Origin of the sequence: Ruegeria sp. HKCCD7303 (assembly GCF_013111185.1) — a bacterium.
GTDB lineage: Bacteria > Pseudomonadota > Alphaproteobacteria > Rhodobacterales > Rhodobacteraceae > Ruegeria.
This window is the reverse complement of sequence record NZ_WVRE01000001.1, coordinates 256,451-275,011: the sequence shown is the minus strand read 5'-3', so window position 1 is coordinate 275,011 and position 18,561 is coordinate 256,451. Positions and strand designations below refer to the sequence as shown.

The following is an 18,561-nucleotide window of genomic DNA, read 5'->3' as shown; positions in this document are numbered from 1 at the left end:
TGCTTGGGGAAGCTAACTGCGTGGCCTAGAAAAAGCAATCCAGGCGAGGCCACCCTCGCCTGGGTTCTTCATACTTTACGCAACCAGATCAAAGCGGTCGTTGTTCATGATCTTGGTCCATGCTGCCACGAAGTCGCGCACGAACTTCTCGGCGTTGTCGTCCTGAGCATAAACCTCGGCATAGCCGCGCAGGATCGAGTTCGAGCCAAAGACCAGATCAGCACTGGTGGCCGTGAACTTGACCTCACCAGAGGCGCGGTCGCGCAGCTCATAAGTGCCGCCTTCAACCGGATGCCAGCTGAGCGACATATCCGTCAAGTTGACGAAGAAGTCAGTGGTCAGCTGTCCGACACGGTCGGTGAAGACACCGTGCGCCGATCCGCCATGGTTGGCGCCCAGAACACGCAGGCCGCCGACCAGAACGGTCATCTCAGATGCCGTCAGACCCAGCAATTGCGCGCGGTCCAGCATCATCGCTTCTGGCGACACGGCGTATTCCTTAAGCTGCCAGTTGCGGAACCCGTCAGCCAGTGGTTCAAGCACCGAGAAGCTGTCGGCATCAGTCTGTTCGTCCGTCGCGTCACCGCGACCAGCCGAGAAGGGAACCGCCACGTCAAAGCCTGCTGCCTTGATCGACTGTTCCAGACCGACATTACCTGCCAGAACGATCACGTCAGCGACCGACGCTCCGGTTTCCGCGGCAATCGGCTCCAGCACACCCAGGACTTTTGCCAGACGCTCAGGCTCGTTGCCCGCCCAGTCTTTCTGTGGTGCCAGACGGATGCGCGCACCATTTGCGCCACCGCGTTTGTCCGAGCCTCGGAAGGTACGTGCACTGTCCCAAGCGGTGTTGATCATCTCGATCGCTGTCAGGCCACTGTCTGCGATCTTTGCCTTGACGGCTTCTACGTCATAATCAGTCGAACCGACCGGGATTGGGTCCTGCCAGATCAGATCTTCTGCAGGGACGTCCGGACCGTAATAGTTGACGCGTGGCCCCATGTCGCGGTGGGTCAGTTTGAACCAGGCACGCGCGAAGGTGTCCGCGAAATAGTCCGGATCGGCCATGAATTTCTGACAGATCGCGTTGTATGCCGGATCAACCTTCATCGCCATATCCGCATCTGTCATCATCGGCATCCGGCGGACAGACGAGTCGGTCGGATCGACCGGCTTTTCATCTTCCGGCATGTCGATGGGCTGCCATTGATGCGCGCCAGCGGGCGATTTGCCCAGTTCCCATTCGTAACCGAACAGATAATCGAAATAACCCATGTCGAACTTCAGCGGCTCTTTCGTCCACGCGCCCTCAATGCCTGAAGTGAACGCGTTGGTTGCCTTGCCGTTCTGATCCGGGTTGTCCCAACCCAAGCCTTGACCGGACACCGGGCAGGCTTCAGGCTCGGCACCGATATTGTCGCCCGCCATAGCGCCGTGCGCCTTACCAACCGTGTGACCGCCGCAGGTCAGCGCTGCGGTCTCTTCGTCGTCCATAGCCATACGGGCAAAGGTTTCACGGATATGCAAAGCGGTACGTGCCGGATCAGGATTACCGTTTACACCTTCGGGATTCACATAGATCAGACCCATATGCACCGCGCCTAGGGGGTTTTCCAACGTGCCGGGTGTTTCCAGATCGCCATAGCGGCTTTCGGATGGGGCGAGCCACTGGTTTTCCGAACCCCAATACACGTCTTTTTCCGGGCCCCAGATATCTTCGCGACCAAAACCAAAGCCAAACGTTTTCAGGCCCATAGATTCATACGCAACGGTGCCCGACAGGACGATCAGGTCAGCCCAGGACAGCGCGTTGCCGTATTTCTTTTTCACCGGCCACAGCAGACGGCGGGCTTTGTCCAGGCTGGCGTTGTCTGGCCACGAGTTGAGCGGAGCAAATCGGATGTTGCCCGAACCCGCGCCGCCACGGCCGTCGCCCAAGCGATAGGATCCGGCCGAGTGCCACGCCAGACGGATCATCAGGCCGCCATAGTGGCCCCAGTCCGCCGGCCACCAGTCTTGGCTATCGGTCAGCAATGCTTCGACATCGGCGCGAACGGCTTTGAAATCCAGACCTTTGACCGCTTCACGGTGGTTGTAGTCCGCATCCATCGGGTTGGTGCGCGTGTCGTGCTGGCTCAGAATGTCCAGGTTCAGCGCATCCGGCCACCATTTGGTAACAGAATTGCCTGTACCTGTGTTCCCGCCATGCATGACAGGGCAGCCGCCGGTTTGATGATTGTGAGGGTTACCGTCCATTGTAAATCTCCTGAGTATTTACCTAGGGGTTCAGATGCCTTGACTCGTACCCGACCCAAGCGATAAATGGAAATTTGTAATTACTATCATTGTGATTAATTTTTCAAATGAAGGCACTGACACTCAAGCACCTGCGTTACTTCGAGGCCCTTGCCACCCATGGTCACTTCGGCAAAGCCGCAGCTGCCAGTGCAATCTCGCAGCCAGCACTTTCCATTCAAATCAAAGAGCTAGAGGCCATCATGGGCGGCCCATTGGTCGAACGGGCGGCGCGTGAAACCCGCTTGACCGCCTTGGGCGAAGACGTGTTGAAGCACAGCCGTGAAATTCTGACCCGAGTCGAGGACTTGGGTAAGCTGGTGCAATCCCCGTCCGGCCCGCTGTCAGGCCGATTAAGGATCGGTGTAATTCCCACAGTTGCGCCTTATCTTCTGCCCTCGATTATCAAGGCCATGTCGCAGCGATTTCCGCAGCTGACGATTGAGCCCAAAGAGACCATTACCGAATCCGTGATCCGCGAAATACTGGACTCGCGACTGGATGTCGGAGTCGTTGCCCTGCCGGTGTCGGAACCCAGTCTTCGAGAGTTCTCGTTGTTCAACGAAGATTTTTTGCTGGTCCGCCCGGCGCGGGACGCCAGCCTGCCCATGCCAAGTTCATCGCAGCTCCGAACCATGCGGCTATTGCTGCTTGAAGAAGGCCACTGTTTCCGTGACCAGGCCCTGTCTTTTTGTTCGATCCGCAATATCGAACCGCAACAGGTTATGGAGGGCAGCTCGCTTTCGACCCTCGTACAGATGGTTGGGGCAGGAATTGGCGTCACCCTGATCCCCGAGATGGCCGTTGGGTTGGAAACCCGTTCCGCTGATGTCGCTATTGCCCGGTTCCAGGACACCCCGCCGGCGCGAACAATTGGGCTAGTTTGGCGAAAGACCAACCCGCTGAGTGAAAACCTGCTCAAGATCGGCGCGATCATCCGCAAAACTGCGGAAGAGAACATTTTGAACACTGGGCACAGCGATCAGTCGGCAGCCGAGTGACCCACCTTTAAGCGCGATGTGGCAGGTATTGCCGGATCATTGCATTAAGATGTCATTCGGAAAACTCATCATAAGCTTTGAGCGCCTTGGCACTATACGCATACGACGGCCCGCCCCCCATATAGGTCGCCATGGCCAAAGCCTCGCACATTTCTTCGCGCGTGGCCCCCAGACGAACCAGCGACTTCACATGAAACCCGATGCAGCTGTCGCAACGAGTCGCGACAGCGATGCCCAACGCGATGAATTCCTTGCTCTTCTCGCTCAGCGCGCCATCGGTCTTGGCCGCCTTACCCATAATACCAAAGCCCCGAACGGTTTCAGGAACTTCCTTTGAGAAAGTCCCTATATTGGCCTCGGTCTCGGCCATGAAGTCTTTCCAGTTCATGTCGTTACTCCTTATCCGCGCTCGTCTGCGCCCATGCGGCGTTCCAACCAGCGCACACCTGCACTGATGATCAGCACGAGGATCAAATATTCAAAGATCAGCAGTGTGTAGATTTCCAGCGGGCGGTATTCCGTCACCACCAATTCATTCGCGCGGCGGGTCAGTTCCTGCATCCCGATGACGCTGGCAAAGGCGCTCATCTTGACGATGTAGATGAACTGGTTTGCCAACGGAGGCAGAATACGCCGGATCGCCTGTGGTAGGATCACGTAACGCATGGTCTGCACGTAATTCAGACCGATGGTCTGCGCCGCTTCACGCTGACCCCGCGCGATGGATTGAATACCCGCGCGATAGATTTCGGCGGTAAAGGCGCTGTCCGAAATCGCAAGGGTGATGATCGCGCCCCAGAATGGATCGATTGGGACGTTCATTCCCATCGACTGGAACACGATAGGCAATCCATAAAAAACCCAAAACAGCATCGGCAACAGTGGAATGGCGCGGATGAATTCCACATAGACCCGGTTGACCAAACGCCAACCGCGTTTCTCGGACAGCCCCGGCAATGCCACCATCAGGCCCACGACAATCGACAGAACCGCTGCGATCAGCGATATCTGGATCGTCGCCCACATGCCCGAGACAAGGAATTTTACGTTGGTCCAGCCCGATGCCGTGGTGGGGTCAATCACATACCAGCCCCAAGTCTGGGACGAGGAACAACCCGCAAGCAACAGCAAGGGCGCTATCAGAAGAAGTTTTTTCATAGCCCCTCTCAGTGCTGCAGAATTTGCGACAGGAATTTACGACACCGCTCGGATTGCGGGTTGGTGAAGAAATGTTCGGGCTTGCCTTCTTCGACGATTTCACCCGCGTCCATGAAGATCATCTTGTCGGCCACCTTGCGCGCAAACCCCATCTCATGGGTCACAACCACCATGGTCATGCCCTCGTTCGCCAACTCGACCATGACATCCAACACTTCCGAGATCATCTCGGGGTCCAACGCCGAGGTCGGCTCATCAAACAACAGAACACGCGGCTCCATGCACAGGGACCGCGCAATGGCAACGCGTTGTTGTTGGCCACCGGACAACTGAATGGGTTTTTTGTCCGCCTGATCAGGAATGTGTACGCGCTCCAGATAGAGACGTGCCTTTTCCTCGGCCTCCTTACGGCTAAGACCCCGCGCTTTGATCGGGCCCAGAGTCAGGTTTTCCAACACGGTCAGATGCGGAAACAGGTTAAACTGTTGAAACACCATTCCAACCTCGGACCGGATAGTCGCCGCAGATTTTGCGTCATCCGTCAGTTCGACCCCATCCACGCGGATGGTTCCTTTCTGGTGTTTTTCCAACTGGTTGATACACCGAACGACGGTTGACTTACCTGACCCCGAGGGCCCGCATATCACCACCTTCTCGCCGCTGTTGACCGTCAGGTTTATATCCTTGAGTACGTGAAACGTGTCGAACCACTTGTTCACGCCCACAAGTTCAATTGCGGCGTCTGGCATAAGCTGGTCTGCCCCTGTTTTAGTCAAGTTGTAATATTTTCTTGAGGTTATCTTTCTCTTTCGGGTTAAATCAATGATGAACACGGCGGCAAGACATAAACATCACCAACGGGAGAAAGCGATGAACACTTTTTTGAAAGCAGCGGCGGCAGCCGCGCTGGGTCTGGTATTGTCAGGTGCCGCACAGGCGCAATCCGCACTGAACGAGATTCTGGATTCCGGCGTGCTTAAAGTGGGCACGACCGGTGACTGGAACCCCATGTCGCTGCGCGATCCGGCCACCAACAGCTACAAAGGCTATGACATCGACATCATGAACGAACTGGCCGCCGATCTGGGGGTTGAGGTCGAATATGTGCCGACCGATTGGAAAACGCTGGTCAACGGCGTGGTGGCGGGCAAGTACCACCTGACCGGTTCGGCCTCGATCTCTCCGCCGCGCATGAAGGTCGCCGGTTTCTCGGATAGCTACATCGCGGTGGAATTGTTCCCGTACACGACCAAGGATAAGGCGGACAAATTCGACGGCTATGATTCAATCAACCAACCGGGCGTGACGGTCGCCACAACTCTGGGCACCACGTTTGAAAAGCGCGTGCGTGAATGGTTCCCGAACGCTGAGATCAAAGTCGTGGAAGCCCCGGCCCGTGGTTTTCAGGAAGTGATCGCCGGGCGCGCGGATGTGTTCATCACATCGAACATCGAAGGCTCAACACTTGAGGCGAAGTTCCCTGTGGTCCGTGTCAAGAATGCGGGTCCCCGGTCGCCATCGCCCATCGCGATGATCCTGCCGCAGGGCGATCAGGTCTGGATCAACTATGTGAACAACTGGATCGAAGTGAAAAAAGCCCAAGGCTTCTTCGAAGCCAACCGCGAGAAATGGGGTCTCTGATCCATTTTCAGACATAACCTGCACTTTAACGCCCGGCCTTCAGGATCGGGCGTTTTCTACTTTGACATGACTGAGCAAAGTGCTTCGCGCACCAATTTTCGATCAATATGTCCGCGGAACCAGACCGGCCTGAAACCATTGAATAAAAGAGACGATGGAAAACACGGGCAACCCAGTAGCCTGTTGGATATCGCGTGCATAGGGGCACATATTTGTGCATTCCAGCACGATTGCACCCAAGTCAGGGTTGTCCGCAACCAAGGTATGCGCCGCCTGAACATTATCTTCACGCGCTTTCTGAACATCCAGCCTTAGCTCATTTCCAAGGATCGCACGGGTGAACTCCTGCCCGCCTTCGGTTGTGCCAATCGGGGTATCCAACGGCACGTTGGCCGCCCGCAGATGATCTTTCGTCAGGGTCGAGGCTGAAATGGTCAAAACCCCTGCGCGCTTACCCGCAGGCAGAATGCGATTCACCATCTCGACCTGCATCAAAGACGATGTGGCCACCGGAACCGGGACGGCTTGGGCCAGTTCTTTCTGGAACAGGGACAGGAAACCGCAATTGGTGGTTATGCCATCCACACCATCCCTTACCAGGTCCTGCGCCGCGTCGATGAACAAATCCAGCATCCCCTCGGCCCGGTGCCGAACCACCCGATCCGGCGAGGCATCACGGACGATGCGATAGAGCACCGGGAATGGCCAGGTCAGCGCGTTGCCCATGTCACCCGGGATTCTGGGGAATTGGGCATCCAGCATCAGAATACCAACCGATGCGCCGTAGATGGATTTTCCGCCTTGCGCAATCATCCCTCGACCTCCTCGATTATGCGGGCCGAGATTTCTTCGGACCCTTCCATATAAATGCTGGAAATCCCGTGACGCACAGCGTCCTGCACCTGATCCATGCGCTTGGTGATATGAGCACCCAGAACATGCGCGGCCTCTTCTGCATCCCGTTCCATCAACGCCTGCATAACTCGCTTATGCTCGTCTTTTGAACGTTGCACCCGGTCCATACTCATGGAAATCCAGCGGATATAGCGGATTCGCTCGTTTATCCGCGTCAGGGTTTGCAACAGCTCCATATTGCCTGACAGTTTGGCAATCCCAAGGTGAAACGCTTCGTCCCGGCTGACAGCTTCCTCGACGGTCAGGCCGGTGATGTCGATGCCCGTTGAATACAGCTCATCTCGCAGATTCTGCAGGTCTTCATCAGACGCCTTGGAACACGCCGCTCGCGCGGCGGCAGTTTCGATAATCTGGCGCAGTTCAAACAGGTCAAACACGCTTTGCGCATCCAACGGACGACAAAAAAACCCTTGCCCCGGGCGAAAATCAAACAACCGTTCTGCAACCAACCGGTTCAATGCCTCTCGTAAAGGGGTCCGGCTGACGCCCAGGTCCTTGGACAGGGCAACTTCGTTCAGGCGATCCCCAGGGCGCAGACGGAACGAGACCGCCATCGCCTTAACCTGATCATAGATGTCGTCGACCCTTGGACCCGCCATTAACCTGCCCTTCCTCTTGTTTGCCACAGGTGCCATAGGCAGCGCTTGAAATCAATATACAAAACTGTATACAGTTCTGCGTACAGCGTGGAATCGAGAGGCTCGTAGATCATGACAGGGACGAATTATCTGACCGGGGCAGAGGCTATGGTGCGTATGCTCGAGGCGCACGGCGTGAAGCACATGTTCGGCCTGTGCGGCGATACCACCTTGCCGTTCTATGACGCTCTGGCGCGCATGGATCACGGTATTCAGCACATTCTGACACGGGATGAACGGCACGCGGCCTATATGGCGGACGGTTACGCGCGTGTGACTGGGAAGCCCGGTGTCTGCGAAGGTCCCTCGGGCGGAGGTGCAACTTACATTCTGCCCGGCGTTGTAGAAGCCAATGAAAGTTCTGTTCCGATACTGGCGATCACCTCGGACGTCGCGACAACCAGCCGGGGCAAATACCCATTAACTGAACTGGATCAGCCCGCCCTCTTCAAGCCCTTAGCCAAGTGGAATACCTCGCTGGACGACGCCGCGCGGCTTCCGGCCATGGTGCGGGCAGCCTTCCGGGCAATGACATCAGGCACGCCGGGCGCCACGCATCTGGCCCTGCCGTTCGACACGCAAAAAGCGCAGGTGGATGAGGCCGAAATCTGGGCGGATGACAGACATCGCAGCTATCCTGCCGAACGCTCAGCCCCGGACATGGATGCGATCGAAGCGGCGGCGGATATTCTGGCACGGGCCAAATCCTCTGTTGCTGTCTGTGGCGGCGGGCCGGTTCTGTCAGGCGCAACCGAAGCATTGCGACAGGTCGCAAATTTGTTGGACATGCCCGTTGCCACAACCGTTTCCGGCCAGGGTTCCATCGCCGAAACCGACCCTCTGGCTTTGGGCGTTATCGGGTCTAACGGAGGTGTGCCCGCGACACGTGCTGTCGTGGATCAGGCGGATGTTGTCCTGTTCATTGGCTGTCGCGCCGGCTCGGTCACAACCGAACGGTGGAGAAGCCCAGGGCGTGATGCCACGATCATTCACATCGACAGCGATCCCATGGTGATTGGTGCAAACTACCAGACGGAAGTGGCTATTTGCGCCGATGCCCGACTGGCGCTGGAAGCTCTGGCCCGCGCATTAGAAGGTCGCAAGGATCTGAACACACAAGGCGGGGCGGACAAAGCCCGCGCCGCGTGGGATGCCAAGCTGGCCGCTTTCGCGCCACTGGCCGCAAGTCGTGAAATGCCGATCCGACCCGAAGCTGTCATGGCTGCGTTGATGGATATTCTGGATGACGACGCAATTGTTGTGGCTGACCCCGGCACCCCATGCCCCTATTTCAGCGCGCATTACCGGTGGCGGACATCGGGACGGCAGTTCATCACCAACCGAGCCCATGGCGCTTTGGGCTATTCATTAGGTGCAGCGATGGGGGCACATGTCGGGCGTCCGTCGGTAAAGACCCTGGCCGTCATGGGCGATGGCTCGTTCGGCTTCACATGTGGCGAGTTTGAAACGATGGTGCGGCACAAAATGCCCATCACATCGATTGTCTTCTCAAACGCGGTCTTCGGCTGGATCAAAGCAGGTCAAGATGCGGGCTTTGGTCAAAGATTCTACAACGTTGACTTCAACCGCACAGATCATGCCGCAGTGGCGTCAGCCTTTGGTGTGAAATCATGGACGGTCAAAGACCCCGAAGACCTGCCAAAAATCCTGAAGCAAGCTATCGAACATGACGGCCCCACACTGGTCGATATCCATTCCCAACAACTTCACGAAGCTGCTGCGCCAGTATCTGAATGGGTTGCGTAAGAGGCGATTGACGGGATCAGTTGGTCCAGAAACTCCTGAGCGATCCTGGATAAGGGGCGACCTTTGGCTGTGATGATTGCAAGCTCCAACATGACCGCTGGCTTGAAAGGGCGGGTCTGATATCCGCTCTCTTCATCGAATGTAACGGTAAAGGGATCGATCATGGCGACCCCCATGCCTTGCTTCACAAAGCTCAGTAGGTTTTCAGACAAGTGCGTGTGAATCTGTGTGCGCCATATGCGCCCGGCACGCTGAAAGATGTCACGGGTTTTACGATGCGTCTGGTGTTCCGGCCCCATCACAATAAAAGGCTCGTTCTCCAGAGTTTCCGGCGTCAGAACGTCATACGCCACCAACGGGCTGCCTTCCGGGAAGGTTGCTAGAGTTTCGAACTGAAACACCTGATAATTCAACGTGTCGTGCAGGATCGGCATCTCGACAATGCCGATCTCAAACAAGCCAGACGTCACCCATTCTTGAATCTTGGACGAGTATTGCGACTGAAAGCTAACGGACAGGTTCGGGCGGCTTTCGGCAAACCGCGCGATCTCACGCGGCATGAAACCGAAGGACAACAGATGCGGCGCGGCGACCTGTAACTGACCCGGATGCTTGTTCTGCAAATCTGTCACCGCCTGTGCAACGTGATCCAACCCGCGCACAACCGTGTCGACCTCGCGGTACAACAGCTCGGCTTCGGGCGTGGGCAACAGACGCCCCTTGTTGCGTTCGAACAGAGGTAATCGCGCCTCGCGCTCCAATTGCGCCAAAAGGTTGCTGATGCCGGGTTGCGAGATGCCAAGAACTGATGCCGCGCCGGTCACGGTTCCGGTTTCCATGATGGCGTGAAAGGCTTGAAGCTGACGAAAGCGCAATGACATAGGTATAGTATCATTTTTTCTGATGAACTGTCGAAGATATAGTATTTGAAATGATATGCCGGTCAAGGCAGGCTTCCGCACATCTATAGAGGGCCGAATGAGCGATCTGTCACAAAAAATCACTGGCTATGACCTATGGCACCTCAAGCTGCCAGTGACCTCGCGGCGGGATCACGGCATTGGATCCGTCGAAGGCGTTTGTGAAATTGTTATCCTACGGCTGACATCCGAGGACGGCTCTCAAGGGTTTGGCGAAGCATCGCCTTGGTCAGTTTTTACCGGCACGCCAGAGGCAACCTTTGCTGCGCTCGATCGGTATCTGCGCCCACTTGTTTTGGGCGCAAAAGTCAGCGATAGATCCGCGATCATGGCGCGTGCCGCTTACGCTGTGGCGCACTGCACTGAAGCCAAGGCCGCACTGGAAACCGCGCTGCTGGATCTTTCAGGCCGGATCAGCAACGTGCCCGTTTGGTCTTTGTTGGGCGGCAAATGTCGGGATGCAATCCCCCTGAGCTGTTCCATCGCCAACCCTGATTTTTCGCAAGACATCGACCTGTTGGCACGGTTGCAGGACGATGATGTCCGTATCGTGAAACTCAAGACCGGGTTCAAGGATCACGCCTTTGACATCATGCGGCTGGAATACCTGGCCCAGAACTGCCCCGAGTTTTCGGTGCGCGTGGATTATAACCAAGGGCTCAAAATCGAGGATGCACCGGCACAGGTGCGTGACGTCGCCCGGTTCGATCCCGATTTCATCGAACAGCCAGTGCGCGCTCATCACTTCGGCATGATGGCCAAGCTGCGCCAAATGACCGATGTCCCATTGCTGGCAGACGAGAGTGTGTTTGGCCCCGAAGACATGGAGCGTGCAGCCCGCGAAGGGATTTGCGACGGTGTTTCCGTCAAAATCATGAAATCCGGCGGCCTGACACGCGGTCAGACTGTTGCGCGTATTGCGGCGGCTCACGGCCTGACAGCCTATGGCGGCGACATGTTCGAGGCCGGCCTGGCCCATTTGGCCGGCACGCACATGATTGCCGCGACACCAGAAATCACTTTGGGCTGTGAGTTCTATCAGGCGTCATATTTCCTGAAAGAGGACATATTGGAAGAACCGTTCCAGATCAGGAACGGGCAAGTCTGCGTGCCGGATGGTCCTGGGCTTGGCGGCAAACCAGACTTGGACAAACTGAACCACTACGCAGTTTCAAAGGCGGTGGCGGCGTGAGCGAGAAGAAGACCATAGCCATCATCGGAGCTGGAATTGTCGGAGTCTCCGCGGCTATCTGGCTGCAGCGCGACGGTCACGATGTGATTTTGATCGATAAGGCCGGGCCTGGCGAAGGAACCTCTCACGGCAATGGCGGCGTGCTTGCGTCATGCTCTATCGTGCCTGTAACGGTTCCCGGACTACTCGGCAAAGCACCAAAGATGCTTTTAAGCCCCTCTCAGCCGCTGTTCCTGAAATGGGGGTACTTACCAAAGCTGTTGCCATGGCTCAGACAATACTTAAGCCACGCAAATGCCGCAGACGTGGAACGGATCGCTGCGGCCCTGACGCCCATCGTGGGCGACAGCCTGAACGACCACAAGGCGCTGGCCGCCGGAACTGGCGCTGAGAAATGGATCGTTCCAAGCGACTATCTGTTCCTCTATGAAAACCGCGCCCATTTCGAAAGTGATGCCTTTGGTTGGGGCATTCGGCGTAAGCATGGCTTTGCGTGGGAAGAGTTGGAAGGCAAGGCATTCCACGATTACGATCCAGTATTCAGTCAGGATATCGGGTTCGCGGCCAAGCTGTCAGATCATGGTCACATCACCGATCCGGGGCGATATGTCAAAGACCTAGCTGCACATGTTGAGGCGCAAGGAGGTCGGATCATCCAAGCCACCGTCGAAGACGTCACGCGCGAAGGCGGAAGCGTCACAGGCGTTCGCACAGGTGGCGAAACCATTGCGTGCGACACAGCCATCGTGACGGCAGGCGTCTGGTCAGGACCTCTAGCGAAGCGATTGGGTGTTTCTGTCCCACTTGAAAGCGAACGCGGGTATCATCTTGAATTGGTGGAACCTTCTGACATGCCGCGCAGCCCGGTCATGGTCGCATCAGGTAAGTTTGTTGCAACACCCATGGATGGGCGCTTACGCTTGGCAGGCATTGTAGAGTTCGGAGGGCTGGATGCACCGCCCTCTCGCGCGCCGTTTGAATTGATGCGCAAGAATGCCCGGGCGGCTTTCCCGGGCATAACATGGAAGGAGGAAGTGGAATGGATGGGGCACAGGCCCGCCCCGGCTGACTCGATCCCGATCATTGGCGACGTACCCGGCATCAAGGGGGCCTATATGGGCTTTGGGCACCATCACATCGGCCTGACAGGCGGGCCAAAAACCGGACGCCTTCTGGCCCAAATGATCGCGGGCAGAACCCCAAACGCGGATGTCAGCGTCTACGCGCCGTCACGCTACTCAACATAAGAACAAGCTGATGAGAAACATCGGCGTTTCAAAATCCAATAGGGAGAAAACGATGAAAAAACTGACAAACCTTCTGGCAGCGACAGCTCTGACTGCAGCTGCAGCCGCACCGGCCATGGCCGAAAAATGGGACATGCCGATGGCTTATTCGGCGTCGAACTTCCACTCGGCCACAGGCGCGGAATTCGCCAAATGCGTGACCACCGGTACAGGTGGTGAGATCGAGATTGTGACGCACCCGTCCGGCTCGCTTTTCAAAGGTGCCGACATCAAACGCGCGATCCAGACCGGGCAGGCCCCGATTGGTGAGCGTCTATTGTCTGGCCACCAGAATGAAAATGCCCTGTTCGGGTTTGACTCAATCCCATTCCTCGCGACCTCTTTCGACGACAGCGCCAAGCTTTGGGAGGCCGCCAAGCCATCTATTGAAAAAGTATTGGCTGAACAGAACCTAACACTGCTTTACGCTGTGCCGTGGCCGCCTCAGGGCTTGTATTTCAAAAACGAGGTAAACTCGGTCGCTGACATGAAAGGCATAAAGTTCCGCTCATACAACAATGCGACCTCGCGACTGGCCGAGCTGACGGGGATGCTGCCGGTGACAATTGAAGCCGCGGAAATCAGTCAGGCCTTTGCGACGGGTGTGGCGGATTCGATGGTGTCATCGGGATCGACCGGATATGACCGCAAGGTTTGGGAAAGCCTGAACTATTTCTACGAAGTCGATGCCTGGTTGCCGCGCAACTATGTGATGGTCAATTCTGATGTCTGGTCTGGTGTATCTGATGCCAACAAGAACGTCATCAAGGGCTGCGCTGAACTGGCAGAATACGCGGGCAATTGGCGCGCCAAGGAATACACCGGATTCACCCTGCAGGGTTTGCGGGATGGCGGGATGACCGTTGGCCCGGCTTCTGAACAGATGACGAATGAGCTGAAAGAGATCGGCGTGACCATGACCAATGAATGGCTGGAAGCTGCCGGTGACGAAGGCAAAGCCATCGTCGACGCGTTCAACGCGTCACAGTAACCTTTTTGATTTGGGCGGCGGGTCATCCAGCCGCCCTTTTCGCATCCAATCAAAACACAGCGGGGACAGCATGGCGGTTTTGCGAGGGCTTCGGTCCGTACTGGACTTTATATATCTTGCGGCAGGGGTGCTTGCGGCTCTCAGCCTCATTGCGATCCTGCTTTTGATCGTCGTGCAGATGCTGGCCCGCTGGACCGGTGAGGTCTTTCCCGGAGCGCCCGACTATGCTGGCTATGCCATGGCCGCCGCTTCCTTTCTTGCCTTTGCCAATGCGCTAAACAGGGGCAGCCACATTCGCGTGTCAATCCTGTTGAACGCTGTGCCTGATGGTGTCCGCCGCATATTGGAAGTCTGGTGTTTTGCAATCGCCACTGCCGTCATGTGGTATTTCTGCTGGTACGCTTATCGCTTTGTCTACTGGAGCTGGAAATTCAACGATGTCAGTCAAGGGCAGGACCGAACCGCCCTTTGGATCCCACAATCCGCGATGCTGCTAGGCGCGGTCATTCTGGCCATTGCTCTGACTGATCATTTGATCCACGTGCTTTTCAAGGGCGAACACCGCATCGTCCGCGATCTGGCCGATCAGAGTCACGGAGAGTAAATCATGGAAAACCTCTCTGTCATCATTCTCTTTCTTTTTGTTCTCTTCACCTTGCTGGGCACCGGTGTTTGGGTCGGCTTGGCTTTGATGGGCGTTGCCTGGGTCGGAATGGAGCTCTTCACCACCCGTCCCGTCGGGGATGTAATGATCACCACAATCTGGTCGGCGTCGTCTTCGTGGACTCTGACCGCACTGCCCATGTTCATCTGGATGGGCGAGATTCTGTACCGAACGCGATTATCGGAAGACATGTTCAAGGGCCTGTCCCCGTGGATGGCCCCTTTGCCGGGCGGATTGGTGCACACCAATATCGTGGGTTGTACGGTTTTTGCAGCTGTCTCGGGCTCTTCAGCAGCCACGCTGACAACTGTTGGAAAGATGTCGATCCCCGAACTGCGCAAGCGCAACTATCCCGAGCGGATGATCATCGGGACATTGACCGGGGCCGCCACACTTGGGCTGATGATCCCGCCCTCACTGACCTTGATCGTCTACGGTGTGACGATCAATGAATCCATCACCAAGCTGTTCTTTGCAGGGATTCTTCCCGGTCTGGTACTGGCTGGGATGTTCATGGGCTACGTGGCGATCTATTCCAAACTCAGCAAAGACTGGAGCCCCAATTCCGAAGCCAAACTGAGTTTCTCAGAAAAGATCAAGAACTCTCGTTTCCTGCTGCCTGTAATCCTTTTGATCATGGTCGTGATTGGGTCGATGTATCTTGGATATGCCACCGCAACCGAGGCCGCGGCCTTTGGGGTCATCGGCGGGCTGCTGTTGGCGGCGGGACAAGGGTCGCTGACCTGGAAGACCTTTACCGAAAGCCTGATGGGCGCCACGCGCACCAGCGCGATGATTGCCCTCATTCTTGCGGGCGCTGCGTTCCTATCGCTGTCCATGGGCTTTACCGGCCTGCCGCGCGGTTTGGCCGATCTGATCGCCGGTTGGGAACTGACCCGGTTCGAGCTGCTTATGGTGTTGTTGGTTTTCTACATCATTCTGGGCTGTTTTCTGGATGGTATCTCTTCGGTCGTGCTGACCATGGCCGTGGTCGAACCCATGATCCGCGACGCCGGGATCGATCTGATCTGGTTCGGTATCTTCATCGTTGTTGTTGTCGAGATGGCGCAGATCACGCCCCCGATCGGGTTCAACCTGTTCGTCATGCAGGGCATGACCAACCACGAGATGAGCTATATTGCGCGGGCCGCCATTCCGATGTTCCTGATCATGGTTCTGATGGTCTTCATCCTGATCTGGTTCCCCGACCTTGCAACTTGGTTGCCCGAAAACCTGCGACAAAGTCCGGGCGGATAAGGCGGTTTTGAACCCGCTTCATCTGGCCGGGCGTCATGGCCCTTATGTTCTGATCTGCGGCTTGGCGGCAGGTCTACTTTTACCAGCTCTGGCGGAGCCAATGCGGGATTTGCTTCCGCCTTTGGTGGTGCTTTTACTGTTCGTGACTGTGCTGAGGATGGACCCCAGGACCATTCTGGGATCACTGAGTGACTTGCACAAAGTTGCGTTTACGGTTGTTGGATTTCAGCTGGTGACGCCGATGATCATCGTTGCGCTCGGATACGTGTGCGGATGGATCGGGACTCCCGTGCTTTTGTCCCTTCTTATCATGGCGGCAGCGCCGTCCATCTCGGGCAGTCCGAATATGTGCCTGATGATGGGCCACGCGCCAGAACATGCGATGCGACTGATGGTTGTCGGTACGGCCCTGTTACCTTTGACCGCCTTACCCATCTTTCTCGTAATGCCGCAGTTGGGCGACGTACAATCTGTCTTATGGGCTGGCGTGCGACTGTTGCTCACGATCTTATGCGCAACTGGCGCAGCCATATTTGTAAGGCGCACGGTTTTGCGCAACCCTTCACAATCCATGCTGATGAACCTTGAGGGGATGGGAACACTCACACTGGCCGTATTTGTCATCGGCCTGATGCCGTCGGTCAGCGCAACGGCGCTGGAGGACCCAGCTTTGGCTGCATTCTGGATCGCCTTTGCCTGTCTGGCCAACTTTGGCGCACAGATTGTCATGTTTCGCTTTACACAGGGCAAGCTACCTGCTGCGCAGGCAACTGCGGTGTCATTGATTGCTGGCAACCGCAACATCGCGATCTTTTTTGTGGCTCTTCCAACAGAGGTCACTGCCCCGATAATGGCCTTCATCGGAGCCTATCAAATTCCGATGTACCTGACCCCAATGATAATGCGCCGCCTCTACCAAAAGAACGCGCCATCGTGATCATTGATTGTGTGTGCCTCTGTTTCGTACTGTGCTCTGCCAATCCCGTTTTTGTAAATCGGAACATTCAGGTGATGATCACGGCTGATGGGACTTTTCACAAAAAGTACTTTGATGGGGCGGCAAAACGAAGTGGCGCGAACCGCCAGAGTTGTAAGTCAGGTACAGGATACCTCCCCTCTCAGAGCAGCTACCGCGCGTGCCAATCATCGCATGCATGTGCCAGGATCAGTTGTTTCGCGGTGATTTGAACAAATCTTTTCGCAGTGTCATCAACGCACCGGGGTCGATTTTGGCTTGAATAACCGTTGTTTCATTTGATGCGATTGCTTGTTCCAGCGCAGGACCAACCCCGCCTGGCCCATCGACCCATATACCTTTCCCACCACACAACTCGGCAAACTTGTCGAAACGGGGCGAGCGAATTTCGGCTCCAAGCAGACGGCCTCCGTAAAATTCCTGCTGATAGGCTTTTTCAGCCCCCCAAGCTTCGTTATCCAGAACGATGATTGTGATCGGCAGATAGTGTTGAATGGCGGTCTGTATCTCGATCATCGTATAGCCGACAGCCCCATCGCCCATAATCGCCACGACAGGGCGATCCGGTGCGGCTGCCTTGGCTCCAATTGCAGCGGCAAGGCCAAACCCGACAAGGCCGAAATCCAATGGCGTGATCAAAGACACCGGCGCGTAATGCGCCAACCGGTCTGCCGCCTGAAGACATGTGTTACCGGTGTCCAATGTCACAATAGCATCTTCCGGCAGCGTCGCGCGGATTTCGGCCAGCGCACGGCGTGGGTGCATGGGCAAGCTCTCAAGCTCTGCCTCTGCTGCGCGCTCGGCTGCCAGGGTGGCCATATCGGACCGAAACGCTTCGCGCCACGGGTCGCAATTAGGACGCATTGTGGCATCGATCAGGGCCTCGGCAGTCAGGCGGGCATCGCCTTGCGCTGCGATCTCGGCCGGGAAGTACCGCCCAACCGCCGCGCCTTCGATGTCCACATGGGCGATACGGGTATCAGCACCCACATATTCATTGGAATGAAAGGTCGAGTTGAACCCAAGCCGAGCACCCAATACCACCATGACATCCGCTTCACGGGTTAGCCCGCTGGCGACCACATTGCCCCGTGGGCCGGCCTGCCCGGCAAACCAACGATGCCCATGAGGCATGACGTCGGCATGGCCGGTAGAGGCGACGACCGGTATTTCAAGCTTTTCGACCAGTACCGTCAACGCATCGCGCCCTGCCCCCCATTTGAATCCCCCTCCGGCAAAAATCACCGGTCTTTCGGCCTCTGACAACAGCTTGGCAATGGCGGCAATATCGGCGGGTGCGGCAGGACCGGGGCGCGCGATATTCACCGGTGCAGGCTCAATCGCCGGAATATCGGCGGCAAGCAGATCACGCGGAACATGCAGAACCACCGGCCCCCGTCGGCCTGTGTTGGCCAACCGGATGGCGTCTTCTAGCATCGGCGCCAACCGCGCTGGGTCTGTCACCATCACCGAGCGTTTGGAAATGGGCGCAAACAGCGCCACCTGATCGATTTCCTGAAACGTGTCTTTGCATTGATCGGCGCGAGTGATGGCACCGGCGATCACTACGAGCGGAGAATAGGCCAATTGCGCTTCGGCTACTGCTGTTACGATGTTGACCACGCCGGGGCCGGCCTGCGCACCCAGAACCACACCCGGCTTGCCCGTCATCCGCGCCCAGGCATCAGCCATGTGGCCCGCGGCACGTTCGTCGCGCGCCCCGACATAAGCGATCTGACCGCCCTGATACATGGCGTCATAAAGTTCGAGCATCGAACCGCCCAACAGGCCAAAAACGGTGTCGATGCCGTTGGCTTTCAGAACGCGATAGACGGCTTCTCCGCCAGTGATGGTGGTCAT

At 56.7% G+C, this 18,561-nt stretch carries 17 protein-coding genes; 9 read left to right on the top strand and 8 right to left on the bottom strand.

The window, feature by feature from the left end; translation table 11 throughout:
- Positions 1–75: 75 nt before the first annotated feature.
- Complete coding sequence (katG, locus tag GS630_RS01180) at positions 76–2,256, bottom strand: catalase/peroxidase HPI (protein ID WP_171620865.1); 2,181 nt, start codon at positions 2,254–2,256, stop codon at positions 76–78.
- Between the two features lie 107 nt (positions 2,257–2,363).
- On the opposite strand from katG, the gene GS630_RS01175 reads away from it, so the two are divergent.
- Complete coding sequence (locus GS630_RS01175) at positions 2,364–3,296, top strand: hydrogen peroxide-inducible genes activator (RefSeq protein WP_171620864.1); 933 nt, start codon at positions 2,364–2,366, stop codon at positions 3,294–3,296.
- Between the two features lie 52 nt (positions 3,297–3,348).
- Here the strand turns inward: GS630_RS01175 and GS630_RS01170 are convergent, their stop codons facing one another.
- The 3 genes from GS630_RS01170 to GS630_RS01160 are packed head-to-tail and all read right to left on the bottom strand — an operon-like array spanning position 3,349 to position 5,203.
- Positions 3,349–3,684, bottom strand: coding sequence for a carboxymuconolactone decarboxylase family protein (locus tag GS630_RS01170; RefSeq protein ID WP_171620863.1), 336 nt, complete (start codon positions 3,682–3,684; stop codon positions 3,349–3,351).
- Between the two features lie 11 nt (positions 3,685–3,695).
- A complete protein-coding gene (locus GS630_RS01165; protein WP_171620862.1) occupies positions 3,696–4,454 on the bottom strand; it encodes an amino acid ABC transporter permease in 759 nt (252 codons plus the stop codon).
- Positions 4,455–4,462: 8 nt separating this feature from the next.
- Positions 4,463–5,203 (bottom strand): amino acid ABC transporter ATP-binding protein, encoded by a 741-nt coding sequence (locus tag GS630_RS01160; protein WP_171235849.1) that lies wholly within the window; start codon positions 5,201–5,203, stop codon positions 4,463–4,465.
- A 121-nt stretch (positions 5,204–5,324) separates the two neighbouring features.
- Between GS630_RS01160 and GS630_RS01155 the strand changes: the two genes are divergently transcribed.
- Positions 5,325–6,095: a transporter substrate-binding domain-containing protein gene (locus GS630_RS01155; RefSeq protein WP_171235848.1), complete on the top strand. Its 771-nt coding sequence runs from the start codon at positions 5,325–5,327 to the stop codon at positions 6,093–6,095.
- Between the two features lie 102 nt (positions 6,096–6,197).
- Here the strand turns inward: GS630_RS01155 and GS630_RS01150 are convergent, their stop codons facing one another.
- Both GS630_RS01150 and GS630_RS01145 read right to left on the bottom strand, forming a co-directional pair.
- Positions 6,198–6,908: an aspartate/glutamate racemase family protein gene (locus GS630_RS01150; RefSeq protein WP_171176704.1), complete on the bottom strand. Its 711-nt coding sequence runs from the start codon at positions 6,906–6,908 to the stop codon at positions 6,198–6,200.
- Positions 6,905–7,609: a GntR family transcriptional regulator gene (locus GS630_RS01145; protein WP_171620861.1), complete on the bottom strand. Its 705-nt coding sequence runs from the start codon at positions 7,607–7,609 to the stop codon at positions 6,905–6,907. The genes GS630_RS01150 and GS630_RS01145 overlap by 4 nt, the downstream gene beginning before the upstream one ends.
- A gap of 111 nt (positions 7,610–7,720) precedes the next feature.
- Here GS630_RS01145 and GS630_RS01140 point away from each other — a divergent pair, with 111 nt between their 5' ends.
- Positions 7,721–9,415 carry a thiamine pyrophosphate-binding protein gene (locus GS630_RS01140; RefSeq protein WP_171620860.1) on the top strand — a complete coding sequence of 565 codons (1,695 nt, stop codon included), beginning with the start codon at positions 7,721–7,723 and terminating at the stop codon, positions 9,413–9,415.
- Here the strand turns inward: GS630_RS01140 and GS630_RS01135 are convergent.
- On the bottom strand, positions 9,376–10,296 hold the full coding sequence (locus GS630_RS01135) for a LysR family transcriptional regulator (RefSeq protein ID WP_171238042.1): 921 nt from the start codon (positions 10,294–10,296) through the stop codon (positions 9,376–9,378). The two genes, GS630_RS01140 and GS630_RS01135, sit on opposite strands and share 40 nt — an antisense overlap.
- 97 nt (positions 10,297–10,393) lie before the next feature.
- Between GS630_RS01135 and GS630_RS01130 the strand changes: the two genes are divergently transcribed.
- The 6 genes from GS630_RS01130 to GS630_RS01105 all read left to right on the top strand — a co-directional run bounded on the left by GS630_RS01130 (position 10,394) and on the right by GS630_RS01105 (position 16,662).
- Positions 10,394–11,527: an enolase C-terminal domain-like protein gene (locus tag GS630_RS01130; RefSeq protein ID WP_171620859.1), complete on the top strand. Its 1,134-nt coding sequence runs from the start codon at positions 10,394–10,396 to the stop codon at positions 11,525–11,527.
- The gene (locus tag GS630_RS01125; RefSeq protein ID WP_171620858.1) at positions 11,524–12,774 is read left to right on the top strand and encodes an FAD-dependent oxidoreductase; all 1,251 of its coding nucleotides are present in this window, start codon (positions 11,524–11,526) and stop codon (positions 12,772–12,774) included. The genes GS630_RS01130 and GS630_RS01125 overlap by 4 nt, the downstream gene beginning before the upstream one ends.
- Positions 12,775–12,826: 52 nt before the next feature.
- On the top strand, positions 12,827–13,804 hold the full coding sequence (locus tag GS630_RS01120; protein WP_171095086.1) for a TRAP transporter substrate-binding protein: 978 nt from the start codon (positions 12,827–12,829) through the stop codon (positions 13,802–13,804).
- A 70-nt stretch (positions 13,805–13,874) separates the two neighbouring features.
- Complete coding sequence (locus GS630_RS01115) at positions 13,875–14,408, top strand: TRAP transporter small permease (RefSeq protein ID WP_171176690.1); 534 nt, start codon at positions 13,875–13,877, stop codon at positions 14,406–14,408.
- Positions 14,409–14,411: 3 nt separating this feature from the next.
- The gene (locus GS630_RS01110) at positions 14,412–15,725 is read left to right on the top strand and encodes a TRAP transporter large permease (RefSeq protein ID WP_171235841.1); all 1,314 of its coding nucleotides are present in this window, start codon (positions 14,412–14,414) and stop codon (positions 15,723–15,725) included.
- 7 nt (positions 15,726–15,732) lie between these two features.
- Entirely contained in the window at positions 15,733–16,662 is a 930-nt protein-coding gene (locus GS630_RS01105) for a hypothetical protein (protein WP_171235840.1), read from the top strand.
- Positions 16,663–16,890: 228 nt separating this feature from the next.
- Here GS630_RS01105 and GS630_RS01100 read toward each other — a convergent pair whose 3' ends face one another.
- Positions 16,891–18,561: a thiamine pyrophosphate-binding protein gene (locus GS630_RS01100; RefSeq protein ID WP_171620857.1), complete on the bottom strand. Its 1,671-nt coding sequence runs from the start codon at positions 18,559–18,561 to the stop codon at positions 16,891–16,893.